Here is a 13,505-nt window from a genome sequence, read left to right as displayed (position 1 = left end):
TCTCCTTTATTAAAAGAAACGGATTTTATGCGTACTATCATTCATTCCGCTTTAACGCCAAAAAAACTATCCCTTTTAATAAAGCACACCCTCTATTCAGCATGTGTTACCGCATCCCTATCCGCCCCGCTTTATGCTATTGAATTCAATACCGATATGATCGATGCCGAGGACCGGCAGAATATCGACCTCTCACAGTTTGAAAAAAAAGGATACATTCCAGTTGGCAGCTATTTGGTACGCGTGAAAATTAACAAAAATACGCTGCCCAAAGCCTATAACATGGAGTGGGTAAAAGCCGATAACGAAAGCGGTTCTCAGCTCTGTTTGACTAAAGACCGCCTGACAGAATTTGGCTTTGCCAATTCGTTTATTGAACCTTTGCAAACATTGGATCAACAAGGTTGCCTCGATCTTAGCCACAAGCCAGAGCTGATTATTCGTCTGGATAAAGCGAACATGGTACTGACGTTAACCGTACCCCAGGCATGGATGAAATATCAGGCTAAAAACTGGACGCCGCCGGAATATTGGGACGATGGTATTGCAGGCCTTATGCTGGACTATAACCTTTATGCCAGCCAGTACACACCGGACCACGGCGACAGCAATCAGAGCTTCAACTCATATGGTACCCTGGGTTTCAACCTTGGCGCCTGGCGCTTGCGCAGCGATTACCAATACGATCAGTCATTTGTTGAACGTAAATCCATCGGCACCAACAGCAGCCTGCCGCGCACTTATCTGTTTCGGCCGATTCCGTCTCTGGCATCAAAATTCACCATGGGTCAGTACGATCTGAGTTCAGATCTCTATGATACGTTCCACTTTACCGGCGCTTCGCTGGAGAGTGACGAACAGATGCTGCCGCCAGATTTGCGCGGCTATGCTCCGCAGATAACAGGTATAGCTCAGACTAACGCCAAAGTGACCGTTATGCAGAACGGTCGTATGCTCTATCAAACAACCGTCTCACCTGGGCCATTCACCATCACCGATCTGGGCACCACCCTGCAGGGACAGCTGGATGTCACTATCGAAGAGGAAGATGGGCGTAAGAGTACGTTTCAGGTGGGCTCCGCCTCTATCCCTTATCTGACGCGTAAAGGACAGGTACGTTATAAAAGTTCGATGGGCAAACCCACATCAACGACTCACAACGATGTGAACAACCCGCTTTTCTGGACCGGTGAAGCCTCATGGGGCTGGTTGAATGATGTGTCCTTGTACGGCGGCGCTATTGTCACCGCCGATGATTATCAGGCGGCAACCGGAGGGGTCGGCTTTAACCTCAACAGCTTTGGTTCGCTCTCCTTCGACGTCACCCGGGCAGAAGCCAATTTACGTGATGATAATGAGGGCAAGCAGCGCGGGTTCAGCTATCGTGCCAACTACGCCAAGCGTTTTGAGGAAACCGGTAGCCAGATAACCTTCGCTGGATATCGTTTCTCGGACAAAGAGTACGTGACGATGAATGAATATATTAACTCACGTAACGGTGACGACTCCGACTCCAATGAAAAAGAGAGCTATGTCCTCTCCTTTAACCAGTACGTCGCACCACTGGAGCTCAATACGTATATGAGCATCACGCGTAATACCTACTGGAACAATGAAACAAACACCAACTATTCATTCTCCATCAGCCGTAACTTTGATATTGGTGACTTTAAAAATATTTCCGCCTCTCTGGCGATGAGCCGCGTGAGCTGGGATGACGAAGAAGAGAATCAGTATTATTTCTCAATCACCCTGCCGCTGGAAAATAACCGCAATATTATGTACAGCATGCAGCGCTATGGCGATGACTCGGCGACACAAACGGCGACCTGGTACGATGGTTCTGACCGCAACAACCCGTGGAATCTGTCCGTTTCCGGCACTGACAAACAGTTTGGTGATGGTGAAGCGGCCATGCGTGGCTACTACCAGCACTATTCACCGTATGGCCGCCTGAACGTGAACGGCACCGTGCAGCCCAGCAATTACCGCTCGTTCAGCGCTGGCTGGAACGGCTCATTTACTGCGACTCGTCACGGCGCAGCGCTTCATGACTATAACGCGGGCAACAGCTCTCGCGTGATGGTTGATGCGGATGGCATATCCGGCGTTGAAGTGAACAATAACCGTAGCATGACCAATATGTTCGGCATTTCCGTGGTTCCTTCAGTGGGTAACTACACAACTGCCACGGTGATGGTGAACAACAATAACCTGCCTGATGGCGTGGATGTGACCAACTCGGTTATCCGCACCACGCTGACCGAAGGGGCCATTGGTTATATGCCGCTCAGCGCCACCAAAGGCTATCAGATTATCGGCGTCATCCGCCTGGAAAATGGACACTTCCCACCGCTGGGCGTGACCGTCACGGATAAAGCAACCGGTCGTGACATGGGTTTAGTTGCGGATGACGGCTTTGTGTACCTGAGCGGCGTCCAGGAAAATAGCATGCTGACGCTAAAATGGAACGACAAAGTGTGTGATATTACACCGCCTAACCACAGTAACACCGATGGTCAGGCCGTTATTTTACCGTGTAAACCCGCACATTAATTCAGGATGAAGATAATGAAAATTAATACACTTGCGAAAGGATTATTATGCCTGCTGGGCACCAGCTTTGTGGTCAATGCTGCGGTGTCGCCCGACAGAACCCGCATCATTTTTAACCAGTCGGATAAAAGCGTTTCCGTGCGCTTGACCAACCAAAGCACAACGGCCCCCTTCCTTGCTCAATCATGGATTGAGGACAAAGATAATAAAAAATCCCGCAACTATATAACCGCCGTTCCACCGATGGTGCGTCTGGAAGCCGGTGAGCAGGTTCAGGTCCGTCTGATGCCTCAGCCAACGCTGGCAGAGCTTCCGGCAGATAGAGAATCGCTGTTTTACTACAATATTCGTGAAATCCCGCCGCGTTCAGAACAGAAAAACGTCATGCAAATCGCTATGCAGAGCCGTATTAAAGTTTTCTGGCGACCTAAGGCCGTAGAAGTTAAAGATGGGCAGTCGAACCTGATCGGAAAATTCGACATTAGCCGCACCGGCAGCGGATTAGTGTTAAAAAACAAATCCCCCTATTTTGTTACCGTTGGCTATATTGGCACCAATGGCAAAACGCTGTTGCCAAAAACGGCAAGCATGATGGCCGACCCCTTTGGCCAAGCATCGCAAGAAATTAAAAACTTGCCCGCAAATTTCCAGATTGGCTTTATTGGCGACTACGGTGGCCTGAATATGTTTAAAATTAGCTGCAACTCAGTGCAGACGGTATGTCAATCTGAACCGGTGAAAAAGGGCTAATAATGAAAAGACTATTAGGGTTTATGGCATTATTAACCTGCCTGTTTTCGTTGCCCTCCTGGGCGGTTGACTGCTATCAGAATAGCAAAGGGGGCCAGACTCAACCACCCGCGATCGAGCTCCCCTCATTTACCATCCCAAGCGATATCACACTTAACCAGAAGGTATGGGAAAGCTCGGATATTACTATGACCGTCTACTGTGATAACGCAAGCGGTTGGAGTAAATCAAACCCAACAGAAGATCTGTACGCCTGGATTAAGCTCTCAGCATTTAACAGTTCCGATGTGTTGAACAATCCCTATTTTACTTTTGGTGTAACCTATAATGGTGTTGATTATGAAGGAACCAATGAGGGCATTAATCTAGGATATTGTTTAGATAAGGGTGACGTTTACTATATTCCAATGAAGTATTACGATCCGGTTTGTAACGGCAGTACTCTTCAGAAAAATGCGACATTTACTTCTCGTTTCCGCGTGTATATGAAAGTAAAAGCGATCCCGCCTAGCACAGGGGATACTTATAATTTCGGAAAAGTTAACGTGCTGCAGTTTGATGGCGAAGGTGGGGCAAACGTTATGCCAACGGCCAAAAATTTACGCATATCTGTTGACGGATTAAACAATATCCACTACCTAACCTGTGTGTCATCAATTAAGGTTCAACCTGACACTCAGGTTGTGGACTTTAAAACCATCACCAATATCGACCTGGCTAACCGCACAGGTACCCAGCAAACGTTTAGCATTTCTACCGTCAGGGATCAAACGGCGGGGTGTACGGAGCAGTTTGATGTGACTACCAGTTTCTACACCAGCGATGCGCCTTATGACGATACGCATCTGGATTTAGGAAACGGTTTGTTATTAAGCGTCTTCGACAAAGACCTCAATACGGATGTCTTGTTTAACCAGTATATGAATTTTATAACCTACATTCCCGACGATCCGTCGACGGCCACCCATGACTATATTGCAGAGTTGACTGCCAATCCTAATAAAAAATTGGTTGATGGTCCATTTAGCAAAGATGTTGTCATTAAGCTAAACTATCACTAGTCAATATATAACCTTAAAATACGCCTGTACTGACCTGCTCCCCGTTGATTAGTACACCCCGATGTTAGTAATGTCTTCATAAGCCACATGAGGACATCCCCATGAAGAAGCGTTTTTCCGACGAACAGATCATCAGTATTCTCCGCGAAGCCGAAGCTGGGGTACCCGCCCGTGAACTCTGCCGCAAGCATGCCATTTCCGATGCCACGTTTTACACCTGGCGTAAGAAGTATGGCGGTATGGAGGTGCCTGAAGTTAAGCGCCTGAAGTCGCTTGAGGAAGAGAACGCCAGACTCAAGAAGCTGCTTGCCGAAGCCATGCTGGATAAAGAGGCGCTTCAGGTGGCTCTTGGGCGAAAGTACTGACGACAGACCAGAAGCGGGAAGCCGTGATGCTGATGTGTGATGCGACCGGTCTGTCGCAACGTCGTGCCTGCAGGCTTACAGGTTTATCCCTGTCGACCTGCCGCTATGAGGCTCACCGTCCGGCTGCTGATGCGCATTTATCAGGGCGCATCACTGAGCTGGCACTGGAGCGCAGGCGTTTTGGCTACCGTCGTATTTGGCAGTTGCTGCGCCGTGAAGGGCTTCATGTTAATCATAAGCGCGTGTACCGGCTTTATCACCTCAGTGGCCTGGGCGTAAAACGCAGAAGACGTCGTAAAGGGCTGGCAACAGAACGTCTGCCGCTGCTCCGTCCGGCGGCGCCCAATCTGACCTGGTCGATGGATTTCGTCATGGACGCACTTTCCACCGGTCGCAGGATCAAGTGTCTTACCTGCGTCGATGATTTCACAAAGGAATGCCTGACGGTCACTGTTGCCTTTGGGATTTCAGGCGTTCAGGTCTCGCGTATTCTGGACAGCATTGCACTGTTTCGAGGCTATCCGGCGACGATAAGAACTGACCAGGGGCCGGAGTTCACTTGCCGTGCACTGGATCAATGGGCCTTTGAGCATGGTGTTGAGTTGCGCTTAATCCAGCCGGGCAAGCCAACGCAGAACGGATTTATTGAGAGCTTTAACGGACGATTTCGCGATGAATGCCTGAATGAGCACTGGTTCAGCGATATCGTTCACGCAAGGAAAATCATTAATGACTGGCGGCAGGATTATAACGAGTGTCGTCCACATTCAGCACTGAATTATCAGACGCCATCAGAGTTTGCAGCACGGTGGCGAAATGGAAAATGTGAAGGTAAACAAACCGACCTTACTAACTGACGGTTGTATCTAATCCTGGGGGCAGGTCAGGTCCATTTAGCAAAGATGTTGTCATTAAGCTAAACTATCACTAGTCAATATATAACCTTAAAATACGCCTGTACAATTTACAGGCGTATTTATATCACAAAGCGATGCTCAACAATACATTATAATTCTATCGATATGAATTTATTCTTATTTTCACTATAATTAATATTATAAATATAATACCTTATCATTAGCTCACACTAACCAACACTTCCCCAAAAAACCTCAACTGCTTGTTTTTCATAAGAACCACCAGCACAACTAAATTTATTTTCTGTTGTATTTTAGATATTCTAATTACTGCCATTGTTACCACGAACATATAATTTTGATTCCGGAAAAAACTCCGCGAAGATAAAACCTCCTCTCCCAAATAAGAAAGGAAACTTATATGTTTATGGGAAAAAAAGCATTTTTAGCTATTGTCGTGGCAGCATTAACTTCAACATCTGCTTTCGCTGACGTTGATGGTGGTTCGGGTAAAATTACCTTTACTGGTGATGTCATCAGCGCACCTTGTGCTATCAAAGCTGAAGATGTTGATAAACAAGTTGATCTGGGCGAAGTACCAGCCAGCTACATCAACTCACGCGGTCACTCTGATGCTGTCGATTCCAGCATCCACCTGGTTGATTGCGACCTGCCGAATTCTGACAATGGCAGCGGAGATAGTATCACCAAGGTTGATGTCACCTTCACCAGTTCAGCCGTCACCACTGAAGGCGCTGACCTGCTGTCAAACACCATGGCCGATGGCGCAACGGGCGTAGGCGTGCGCCTGCTTGATGGAGACGGACAAAACATTACGCTGGGTACCGCGAAAGAAGTCACGCTGGTCGAAGCCTCTTCGGAACAAACCCTCCCATTCCAGGCCTATATGGAACTGGTTGACGGCAGTGGTGCAAATCCAGCCACACCGGGCGCAGTCAACGCAAACGCAACCTACGTGCTGTCCTATAAGTAATCTCTACGGGTGACCAATCTGGTCACCCTTGTTTTTCAGATAACCGGGTAGGGATGCCGTGAATATCTGTAAACTCGCAGCATCTGGCTGTGGCTTGTTATTAGCCTACTCTGCCAGCGCAACAGAATTTAACCTTAACGTACTGGATAAATCCATGCGTAATAGCGTTGACGTGTCTCTGCTTAAAAATAAGCCATCTGTATTACCCGGTGATTATTTTGTCTCAATTGCCATCAATAAAACCCAAATATCGTCTGGCCGCTTGATTAGCTGGGCAAAACGAGGAGAACTTGTTGAACCCTGTATTCCCGTAGACCTCGCTGAAATCCTAGGCCTTAAAGATGAGTTTTATCATTCGCTGCCAGTAGAGAACGGCTGCGTGAACTTTCACGCTCACCCTGAGATTACTTTTACGCTCGATTTAGCGAAACAGCAGCTCAATATTGCGATTCCTCAAGCATGGGTCGCGTGGAAAGCCAACGGCTGGATGCCACCATCAACATGGAACGACGGCGTGGCGGGTTTCCTGTTGGACTACAACCTTTTTGCCAGCACCTGGCGGCCTGAGGATGGTGGTCATACAGAAAATATCAACGCCTACGGCACCAGCGGATTCAACCTGGGCGCATGGCGTTTGCGCAGCGATTACCAGCTCAGCCAGACGAGCAGTGAAACGTCGACCGAAAACTCACGTAACATTTCGCGAACCTACTTATTTCGCCCCCTAAGCTCGATCGGCGCCAAGCTAACGCTTGGGGAGACCGACCTCAGCTCTAACATTTTTGATGGATTTTCCTACACCGGAGTCTCGCTTATCAGCGACGATCGTATGCTTCCCTGGGAACTACGCGGTTACGCTCCGCAAATCAGCGGCGTGGCGCAAACTAACGCCACCGTCACGGTAAAACACTCGGGCAGGATCATTTATCAAGCCAAAGTCGCCCCGGGACCGTTCATTATTACCGACCTTAACCAGTCCGTTCAGGGAACGCTGGATGTTGAAGTCACCGAAGAAGATGGTCGAGTGAACACATTCCAGGTTTCGGCCGCGTCAACCCCCTTTCTGACCCGTAAAGGCCAGGTTCGCTATAAGATCACCTCAGGACGTATGCGCCCGGATCTCTCACACGGGGTGGTTAACGATACGTTTATCAGCAGCGAGGCGTCATGGGGCGCACTATCGAATACCTCGCTTTATGGCGGCGTGCTGGCGGCAGGGAACGACTATCGCTCGGCTGCAGTGGGCATTGGGCAAAATATGCTATGGCTTGGGGCGCTCTCATTTGATATCACCCACGCAGCCAGCCGCTTTGACAACGGGCAAGAGGATCAAGGCTCCAGCTATCGCCTGAACTACAGTAAACGTTTTGATACCACTGATAGCCAGGTATCGCTGGCAGCTTACCGCTTTTCTGAGAAGACATTTCATAGCTACGCCAATTTTATCGACCATCAGTATCACGATAGTGACACTCAGGACGAAAAACAGACCATTAGCCTCTCAGTCAGCCAGCCGATCGAACCGCTCAATATGAATTTATATGTCAGCGCCCTGCGCCAGATGTGGTGGGATGGCGATTCATCTACCTCAGGCAGCGTCACCGCGGGCTTCAATATGGATATCGGCGACTGGAAAAATATTTCGCTGACCACCACGTTTAGCACCACGCATTACGAAGAGAGCGATAACGACAACCAGGTCTATGTCTCAGTCTCCATACCTTTTGGCTATAGCCAGCGCTTAAACTACGATATGCGCAACAGCGATAATACTTCGCATACCGTATCCTGGTACGACTCATCCGACCCGCGTAATACCTGGGGAGTATCCGCTGGAGCCGCCAGCGAGAGGCCGGATAACGGCGCACAGTTCCGCACCAACTATCAGCACCAGTCCTCCGTTGGCGATCTCCAGCTTTCTGGTAGCTACGTCGCCAGCGACTATACCTCTGCCAGCGCCAGCTGGAACGGCTCTTTCACTGCGACTCGTCACGGTGCCGCATTCCATCGCCACAGCGTCAGTAACGAGCCGCGCCTGATGGTCAGTACCGATGGTATTGCCGACATTCCGGTACAAGGGGATGCAAACAAAACGAACATATTTGGTTATGCCGTCGTACCGATGATCTCCAGCTATCAGCCGACCACCATCGCTGTGAACCTCGATTCGTTACCTGATGGCGTTACCGTTGCTGAAAATACGCTGCGAGAAACCTGGACTGAGGGCGCTATCGGCTACAAAACGTTAGCATCTCGTGCCGGGCAAGATGTCAACGTACTGATCCGCACCGCAGATGGCAAATATCCGCCACTGGGTTCCGTTATTCAGGACGATGATGGGAAAACCGAAATAGGCATGGTCAGTGAAGAAGGACACGCCTGGCTAAGCGGCGTTAACGGTGGGCAGGAGTTCAACGTTCAATGGGGAGCCAACCGCTGTCGCATTAGCTTGCCGGACTCCCTCGCAAATTTACCGCAGCGACTGATGCTGCCTTGTCATTAATTAAGGATGAAGAAAATGACGCGAATGAAAGGATTATTATGGCTGCTGTTAAGCGTATCTCTCACTACTCAGGCAGCAATTGCCCCCGACCGCACGCGGGTCATTTTTAATGGCGGCAGCAAAGCGGCCAGCCTGAAACTGGAGAACGCAAGCAAAGACCTTCCCTACCTCGCCTACTCGTGGATTGAAGATGAAAAAGGGAATAAGAGCGATACGTTTTTTGCCGCGCTCCCCCCAATGCAGCGCCTCGAACCGGGAGCCATTACTCAGGTTCGCATCGTCAAACAGGGCAGCGGCAGTACGCTACCGAAAGATCGTGAATCTCTGTTTTACTACAACGTGCGCGAAATTCCTCCGACTCCTGATGCAGCGGATAATCACGCAATCGTGCAGGTCGCCATGCAATCCCGAATCAAAATGTTCTGGCGTCCGGCCGCGCTGAAGAAAAAACCAGGTGATAAAAGCGAACACAATATGAAATTCAGCCTGACAGGTAAGAACCTGGAGGTTAAAAACCCAACACCTTACTACATTACGCTGGCTTATTTAGGTAAAGATCTTAAAGGCATTTTCCCGGGATTCAAAACCACCATGCTTGCGCCGTTTGGCTCAGCTAATTTGAACGTTAGTGGTCAAAGTTTTTACCTGGGATATATGGATGACTATGGCGCCTTACGGATGCTGCTGCTGAACTGTCACGGCGCCTGTACCGCCACGGTGCCAGAGGCGAAAAAATGATCCGCCTACTGCGTTCGTTATTATTACTGCTGTCCCTGGCCTGCCCGTTTCAGGCGGCCTGGGCAGTCCACTGTTATCTTGGCACTTCGGGCGGTCCTACCGAAAAATTTGAAGCTTTAGATGAGTTTGCGATCCCTGATAACGCTAAACCTGGCGATAAAATCTGGGAAAGCAGTGATATTAAAGTTCCGGTTTATTGTGATAACGCTGATAAAAGCGATGCTAATGGCAAAACCAGCGAGAATGTCTACGCATGGGTTAACCCCTATTCATCTGCTGATGATCCTTATTACCAGCTAGGCGTGACCTACTCGGGGGTGGACTATGATGCAACCCAGGGCGCTGTTGGCATTGATACCAATACTTGTATTGATAACATCTACTATCAGAAATTTACGCCAGCACAAATTATTGCCTCCAACTGGGAGGATCGCCTCTGTTCTAAAAATGCTGAAGATACGCACTACTCACGGACGTTCATTGCCCGTATGCGGCTGTATGTAAAAATCAAATCCATGCCGCCGCATGATTATCAAAGCACGTTGGGTGATTTCACGCTTGTTCAATTTGATGGTGCAGATGGTTGGAACCAGAGTCCTGACGCCCAAAACCTCAAATACCACGTCACGGGCCTGGAGAACATCCGCGTTCTTGACTGTAACGTGAACTTCAATATTGAACCGGCAAATCAGATTATCGACTTCGGCTCATTCAACCCTTATGAAATCGCTCGCGGCCCAATGACGCAGTCATTTTCAATCACCACCACCAAAAGCCAGGACGGCACCTGTACCGATGGCTTTAAGGTTGCCTCATCGTTCTATACCACAGAAATGTTGGCCAATGATGATACCGCGCTGCTGATAGGTAATGGACTACAGCTGAAAATTCGCAACCCGACAGAAAACAGCCTCTACACCTTTAACCAGTATGCTGAATACGCTGACTTCACCGGCTCGTTGCTCACGGTTAAACAGGATTATCAGGCCGAGCTATCTAAAGTCTCCGGTGAAAATGTTAAAACCGGGCATTTCGAATCCGTCGTGTTGTTTAAAATTAACTACAACTAGAAACGACAAAGCCGGGATAACCCGGCTTTGTTATTTTGGCGTAACGTCAGCGATCAGCCAGCTTTACGCTCGTGTTCACGACGATAAGCTGATAAATCTTCGATAGTCACTACGGCCATATTATGCTGCTGAGCAAACTCGATGCACTGCGGCGTACGGGCCATGGAGCCATCGTCGTTAGTCAGTTCGCACAGTACGCCAGCTGGTTTGAAACCCGCCAGAGTCACCAGGTCGATAGTCGCTTCGGTATGACCGCCGCGAGTCAGTACGCCACCCGGCTGCGCACGCAGCGGGAAGACGTGACCAGGACGGTTCAGGTCTGACGGTTTTGCGCCATCGGCAATCGCCGCACGCACGGTAGTCACACGATCAGCGGCAGAAACGCCGGTGGTGACGCCTTCAGCAGCTTCAATGGTCACGGTAAAACCGGTGCCGTAAGCGCTGGTGTTGTTTTCAACCATCATTGGCAGATCGAGCTGTTTGCGACGATCTTCAGTCAGGCACAGGCAGACAATGCCACTGCCGTGACGAATGGTCAGCGCCATCTGCTCAACGGTCATGGTTTCAGCGGCGAAAATCATATCGCCTTCGTTTTCACGGTCTTCATCGTCAAGCACCATCACACCGCGGCCTTCGCGCAGTGCATTTAAAGCGTGTTCCACGCGTTCAAAAGCGGTACCAAAAGAAGAAAGGAGCGTCTGATTCATGGTAAAAAAACCTCATTAAAATTATGGTTACCAGAATCAGGGCAGTCTTAGGAGCGCCGGTTTAGCGGCAAAAGTCAACGCAAGCGGATCGAAACCCGACTGAGCCGTTACTCTCTCCCATCCGGACTCTAACCGTCGGCCCCGGAATCACACCGGATCTGCTGACCTTTCTGCTTTCGCAGAAAGCGCTCGCGGGCTTTCAACGCTATGGTTGATTTACCGCCGGTGGGGAATTTCGCCCCGCCCTGAGAATAAGCACAGCAACTATAACGCTATTGACTATCGTCGGCAATGCATAAGCTTCAAACATTTATGGTTTATCGGTACCGACGATCGCACTACAATGAGCGGCAAACCGACCAGATCAGGAAACCACCATGATTGACCCGAAAAAAATTGAACAGATCGCCCGTCAGGTCCATGAGTCAATGCCGAAAGGCCTTCGTGACCTTGGAGAAGATGTGGAGAAAAAAATTCGTCAGGTGCTCCAGTCGCAGTTAACTCGTCTGGATCTGGTAAGCCGCGAAGAGTTTGATGTGCAGACGCAGGTACTGCTGCGTACACGTGAAAAACTAGCTTTGCTGGAACAACGCCTGAGCGAACTGGAAAGCCGTTCGGTGAGCGTCTCGGTGACTCCGGACGCAGAAGAGAAGCCGTAAAACAAGCAACGGGCCTTTTCGGCCCGTTGTAGTCTCAGTGCTCCAGCTCCGCTTCTGGGCTCATGGCCTTACTCACCTGCTGGCGGTAAAACTCATATCGTTGGCAAAACCATTCGCGATGCGCTTCATCCATGTTACCGACAATGGCCTGAAGATCGACGGGCTGACCTTGTGCGTACATTCTGGCGAAACTCTGAGCCAGAAAATCAAAATTCTTCATCAAATACATGTCTTTACTATTCATCCGCATACTCCTTCAGCCGTTGGTATTCTGATTGGTCATATGCTTTTTACTCACTTCAGTATTTACCCTTACCTTAACCTTTTTTGGGCGAAAAATGCGCTCAAAGTGGCTATTTATTGCGCTGAATCATAATTCTCATCATTAGGTTTTAAAGTGTGATCTCACATCGCTGAACCTCTCTCCCCTTTGTCTCCAGGTCCCCCTGGATACTGCACCGTTTAAGCTCCGTCTGAGCGCATTAAAAAACAAAAGGAATAGCGATATTACCTATTCTATTGCGCGTATTATTGTTAAACTAACCACCAGTATCCGGGTAAAATCTTTATAAGATCTTTCACGAATAAGGAGATTCATGCATCTATTTTCCGAATACAACAACCCTTATCTTTTTGCCCTATCATTCGTACTCCTTATTGGTCTTCTGGAAGTTATTGCGCTTATTTTCGGACATCTGCTTTCCGGCATTATTGACGCGCATTTAAATCATTTTGACTCTTTAACTTCCGGTAACATCGGCCAGGTTCTTCATTATCTGAATATCGGGCGAATCCCTGCACTTATCGTACTCTGTCTGCTGGGAGGCTATTTTGGTTTTCTCGGTATCATCATTCAGCATGCCTGGGTGAGCCTTATGTCATCGCCGTTAAACAACTTCCTGTTAGCGCCGGTCTGCCTGGTGGTCTCTGGCATCGCGGTACACTACACGGGAAAAGCCATTGCGCCATGGTTGCCGCTGGATGAAACCACTGCGATTACCGAAGACGATTTTATTGGCAGCATGGCCCTTATTACCGGTCATTTTGCCGAGTCAGGCCGTCCGTGCGAAGGAAAGTTCACGGATAAATTCGGTCAAACACATTATTTATTACTTGAGCCGGAAGAGGGTAAAGAGTTTAAAAGAGGGGATCGGGTTCTAATTATCCTCAGACTTACCTCAACACGTTATTTAGCTGAGCTAAATCCCTGGCCACACGTTTTATAGTTTTGTTTCTCATAAATAA

At 49.0% G+C, this 13,505-nt stretch carries 12 protein-coding genes and 1 riboswitch; of the genes, 10 read left to right on the top strand and 2 right to left on the bottom strand.

Features of this window, described 5'->3' with window-relative positions:
* Positions 1 to 27: 27 nt before the first annotated feature.
* From AC07P6_RS04030 to AC07P6_RS03995, 8 genes are all read left to right on the top strand, one after another.
* The gene (locus AC07P6_RS04030) at positions 28 to 2,556 is read left to right on the top strand and encodes a fimbria/pilus outer membrane usher protein (protein WP_478315692.1); all 2,529 of its coding nucleotides are present in this window, start codon (positions 28 to 30) and stop codon (positions 2,554 to 2,556) included.
* A 6-nt stretch (positions 2,557 to 2,562) separates the two neighbouring features.
* Positions 2,563 to 3,306: a fimbrial biogenesis chaperone gene (locus tag AC07P6_RS04025; protein ID WP_478315691.1), complete on the top strand. Its 744-nt coding sequence runs from the start codon at positions 2,563 to 2,565 to the stop codon at positions 3,304 to 3,306.
* A gap of 2 nt (positions 3,307 to 3,308) precedes the next feature.
* A complete protein-coding gene (locus AC07P6_RS04020; RefSeq protein ID WP_478315690.1) occupies positions 3,309 to 4,367 on the top strand; it encodes a pilus assembly protein in 1,059 nt (352 codons plus the stop codon).
* A 101-nt stretch (positions 4,368 to 4,468) separates the two neighbouring features.
* A protein-coding gene (locus AC07P6_RS04015) for an IS3 family transposase (RefSeq protein WP_088765928.1) occupies positions 4,469 to 5,589 on the top strand; the annotation gives its coding sequence in 2 pieces (ribosomal slippage) (positions 4,469 to 4,727 and positions 4,727 to 5,589; 1,122 coding nt in all).
* 421 nt (positions 5,590 to 6,010) lie between these two features.
* Positions 6,011 to 6,583, top strand: coding sequence for a fimbrial protein (locus AC07P6_RS04010; RefSeq protein ID WP_434661447.1), 573 nt, complete (start codon positions 6,011 to 6,013; stop codon positions 6,581 to 6,583).
* Between the two features lie 58 nt (positions 6,584 to 6,641).
* A complete protein-coding gene (locus tag AC07P6_RS04005) occupies positions 6,642 to 9,086 on the top strand; it encodes a fimbria/pilus outer membrane usher protein (protein ID WP_478315689.1) in 2,445 nt (814 codons plus the stop codon).
* Positions 9,087 to 9,101: 15 nt separating this feature from the next.
* Complete coding sequence (locus tag AC07P6_RS04000; protein ID WP_478315688.1) at positions 9,102 to 9,824, top strand: fimbrial biogenesis chaperone; 723 nt, start codon at positions 9,102 to 9,104, stop codon at positions 9,822 to 9,824.
* The gene (locus AC07P6_RS03995) at positions 9,821 to 10,894 is read left to right on the top strand and encodes a type 1 fimbrial protein (RefSeq protein WP_478315687.1); all 1,074 of its coding nucleotides are present in this window, start codon (positions 9,821 to 9,823) and stop codon (positions 10,892 to 10,894) included. Before AC07P6_RS04000 ends, AC07P6_RS03995 begins: the two co-directional genes overlap by 4 nt.
* Positions 10,895 to 10,947: 53 nt before the next feature.
* On the opposite strand, the gene ribB is transcribed toward AC07P6_RS03995, so the two are convergent.
* A complete protein-coding gene (gene ribB, locus AC07P6_RS03990) occupies positions 10,948 to 11,601 on the bottom strand; it encodes a 3,4-dihydroxy-2-butanone-4-phosphate synthase (protein ID WP_478315686.1) in 654 nt (217 codons plus the stop codon).
* A gap of 105 nt (positions 11,602 to 11,706) precedes the next feature.
* A riboswitch (FMN riboswitch) is annotated at positions 11,707 to 11,858 on the bottom strand.
* Positions 11,859 to 11,978: 120 nt separating this feature from the next.
* Between ribB and ubiK the strand changes: the two genes are divergently transcribed.
* On the top strand, positions 11,979 to 12,260 hold the full coding sequence (ubiK, locus tag AC07P6_RS03985; protein ID WP_304253661.1) for a ubiquinone biosynthesis accessory factor UbiK: 282 nt from the start codon (positions 11,979 to 11,981) through the stop codon (positions 12,258 to 12,260).
* A gap of 34 nt (positions 12,261 to 12,294) precedes the next feature.
* Here the strand turns inward: ubiK and glgS are convergent, their stop codons facing one another.
* The gene (gene glgS / locus AC07P6_RS03980; RefSeq protein ID WP_478315685.1) at positions 12,295 to 12,504 is read right to left on the bottom strand and encodes a cell surface composition regulator GlgS; all 210 of its coding nucleotides are present in this window, start codon (positions 12,502 to 12,504) and stop codon (positions 12,295 to 12,297) included.
* Between the two features lie 352 nt (positions 12,505 to 12,856).
* Here glgS and AC07P6_RS03975 point away from each other — a divergent pair, with 352 nt between their 5' ends.
* On the top strand, positions 12,857 to 13,486 hold the full coding sequence (locus tag AC07P6_RS03975; protein WP_182234973.1) for an OB-fold-containig protein: 630 nt from the start codon (positions 12,857 to 12,859) through the stop codon (positions 13,484 to 13,486).
* The last annotated feature ends 19 nt before the right edge of the window (positions 13,487 to 13,505 follow it).

The sequence above is a fragment of the Klebsiella sp. GFKo11 genome (assembly GCF_056490265.1).
The sequence above is the reverse complement of the archived record's forward strand: the minus strand, read 5'-3'. Positions and strand labels throughout refer to the sequence as shown.

Coding starts and splice junctions, on each gene's coding strand:
- ubiK (WP_304253661.1), top strand. CDS start 11,979: ATGATTGACCCGAAAAAAATTGAACAGATCGCCCGTCAGGTCCATGAG.
- glgS (WP_478315685.1), bottom strand. CDS start 12,504: ATGAATAGTAAAGACATGTATTTGATGAAGAATTTTGATTTTCTGGCT.
- AC07P6_RS04020 (WP_478315690.1), top strand. CDS start 3,309: ATGAAAAGACTATTAGGGTTTATGGCATTATTAACCTGCCTGTTTTCG.
- AC07P6_RS04010 (WP_434661447.1), top strand. CDS start 6,011: ATGTTTATGGGAAAAAAAGCATTTTTAGCTATTGTCGTGGCAGCATTA.
- AC07P6_RS03995 (WP_478315687.1), top strand. CDS start 9,821: ATGATCCGCCTACTGCGTTCGTTATTATTACTGCTGTCCCTGGCCTGC.
- ribB (WP_478315686.1), bottom strand. CDS start 11,601: ATGAATCAGACGCTCCTTTCTTCTTTTGGTACCGCTTTTGAACGCGTG.
- AC07P6_RS03975 (WP_182234973.1), top strand. CDS start 12,857: ATGCATCTATTTTCCGAATACAACAACCCTTATCTTTTTGCCCTATCA.
- AC07P6_RS04030 (WP_478315692.1), top strand. CDS start 28: ATGCGTACTATCATTCATTCCGCTTTAACGCCAAAAAAACTATCCCTT.
- AC07P6_RS04025 (WP_478315691.1), top strand. CDS start 2,563: ATGAAGATAATGAAAATTAATACACTTGCGAAAGGATTATTATGCCTG.
- AC07P6_RS04000 (WP_478315688.1), top strand. CDS start 9,102: ATGACGCGAATGAAAGGATTATTATGGCTGCTGTTAAGCGTATCTCTC.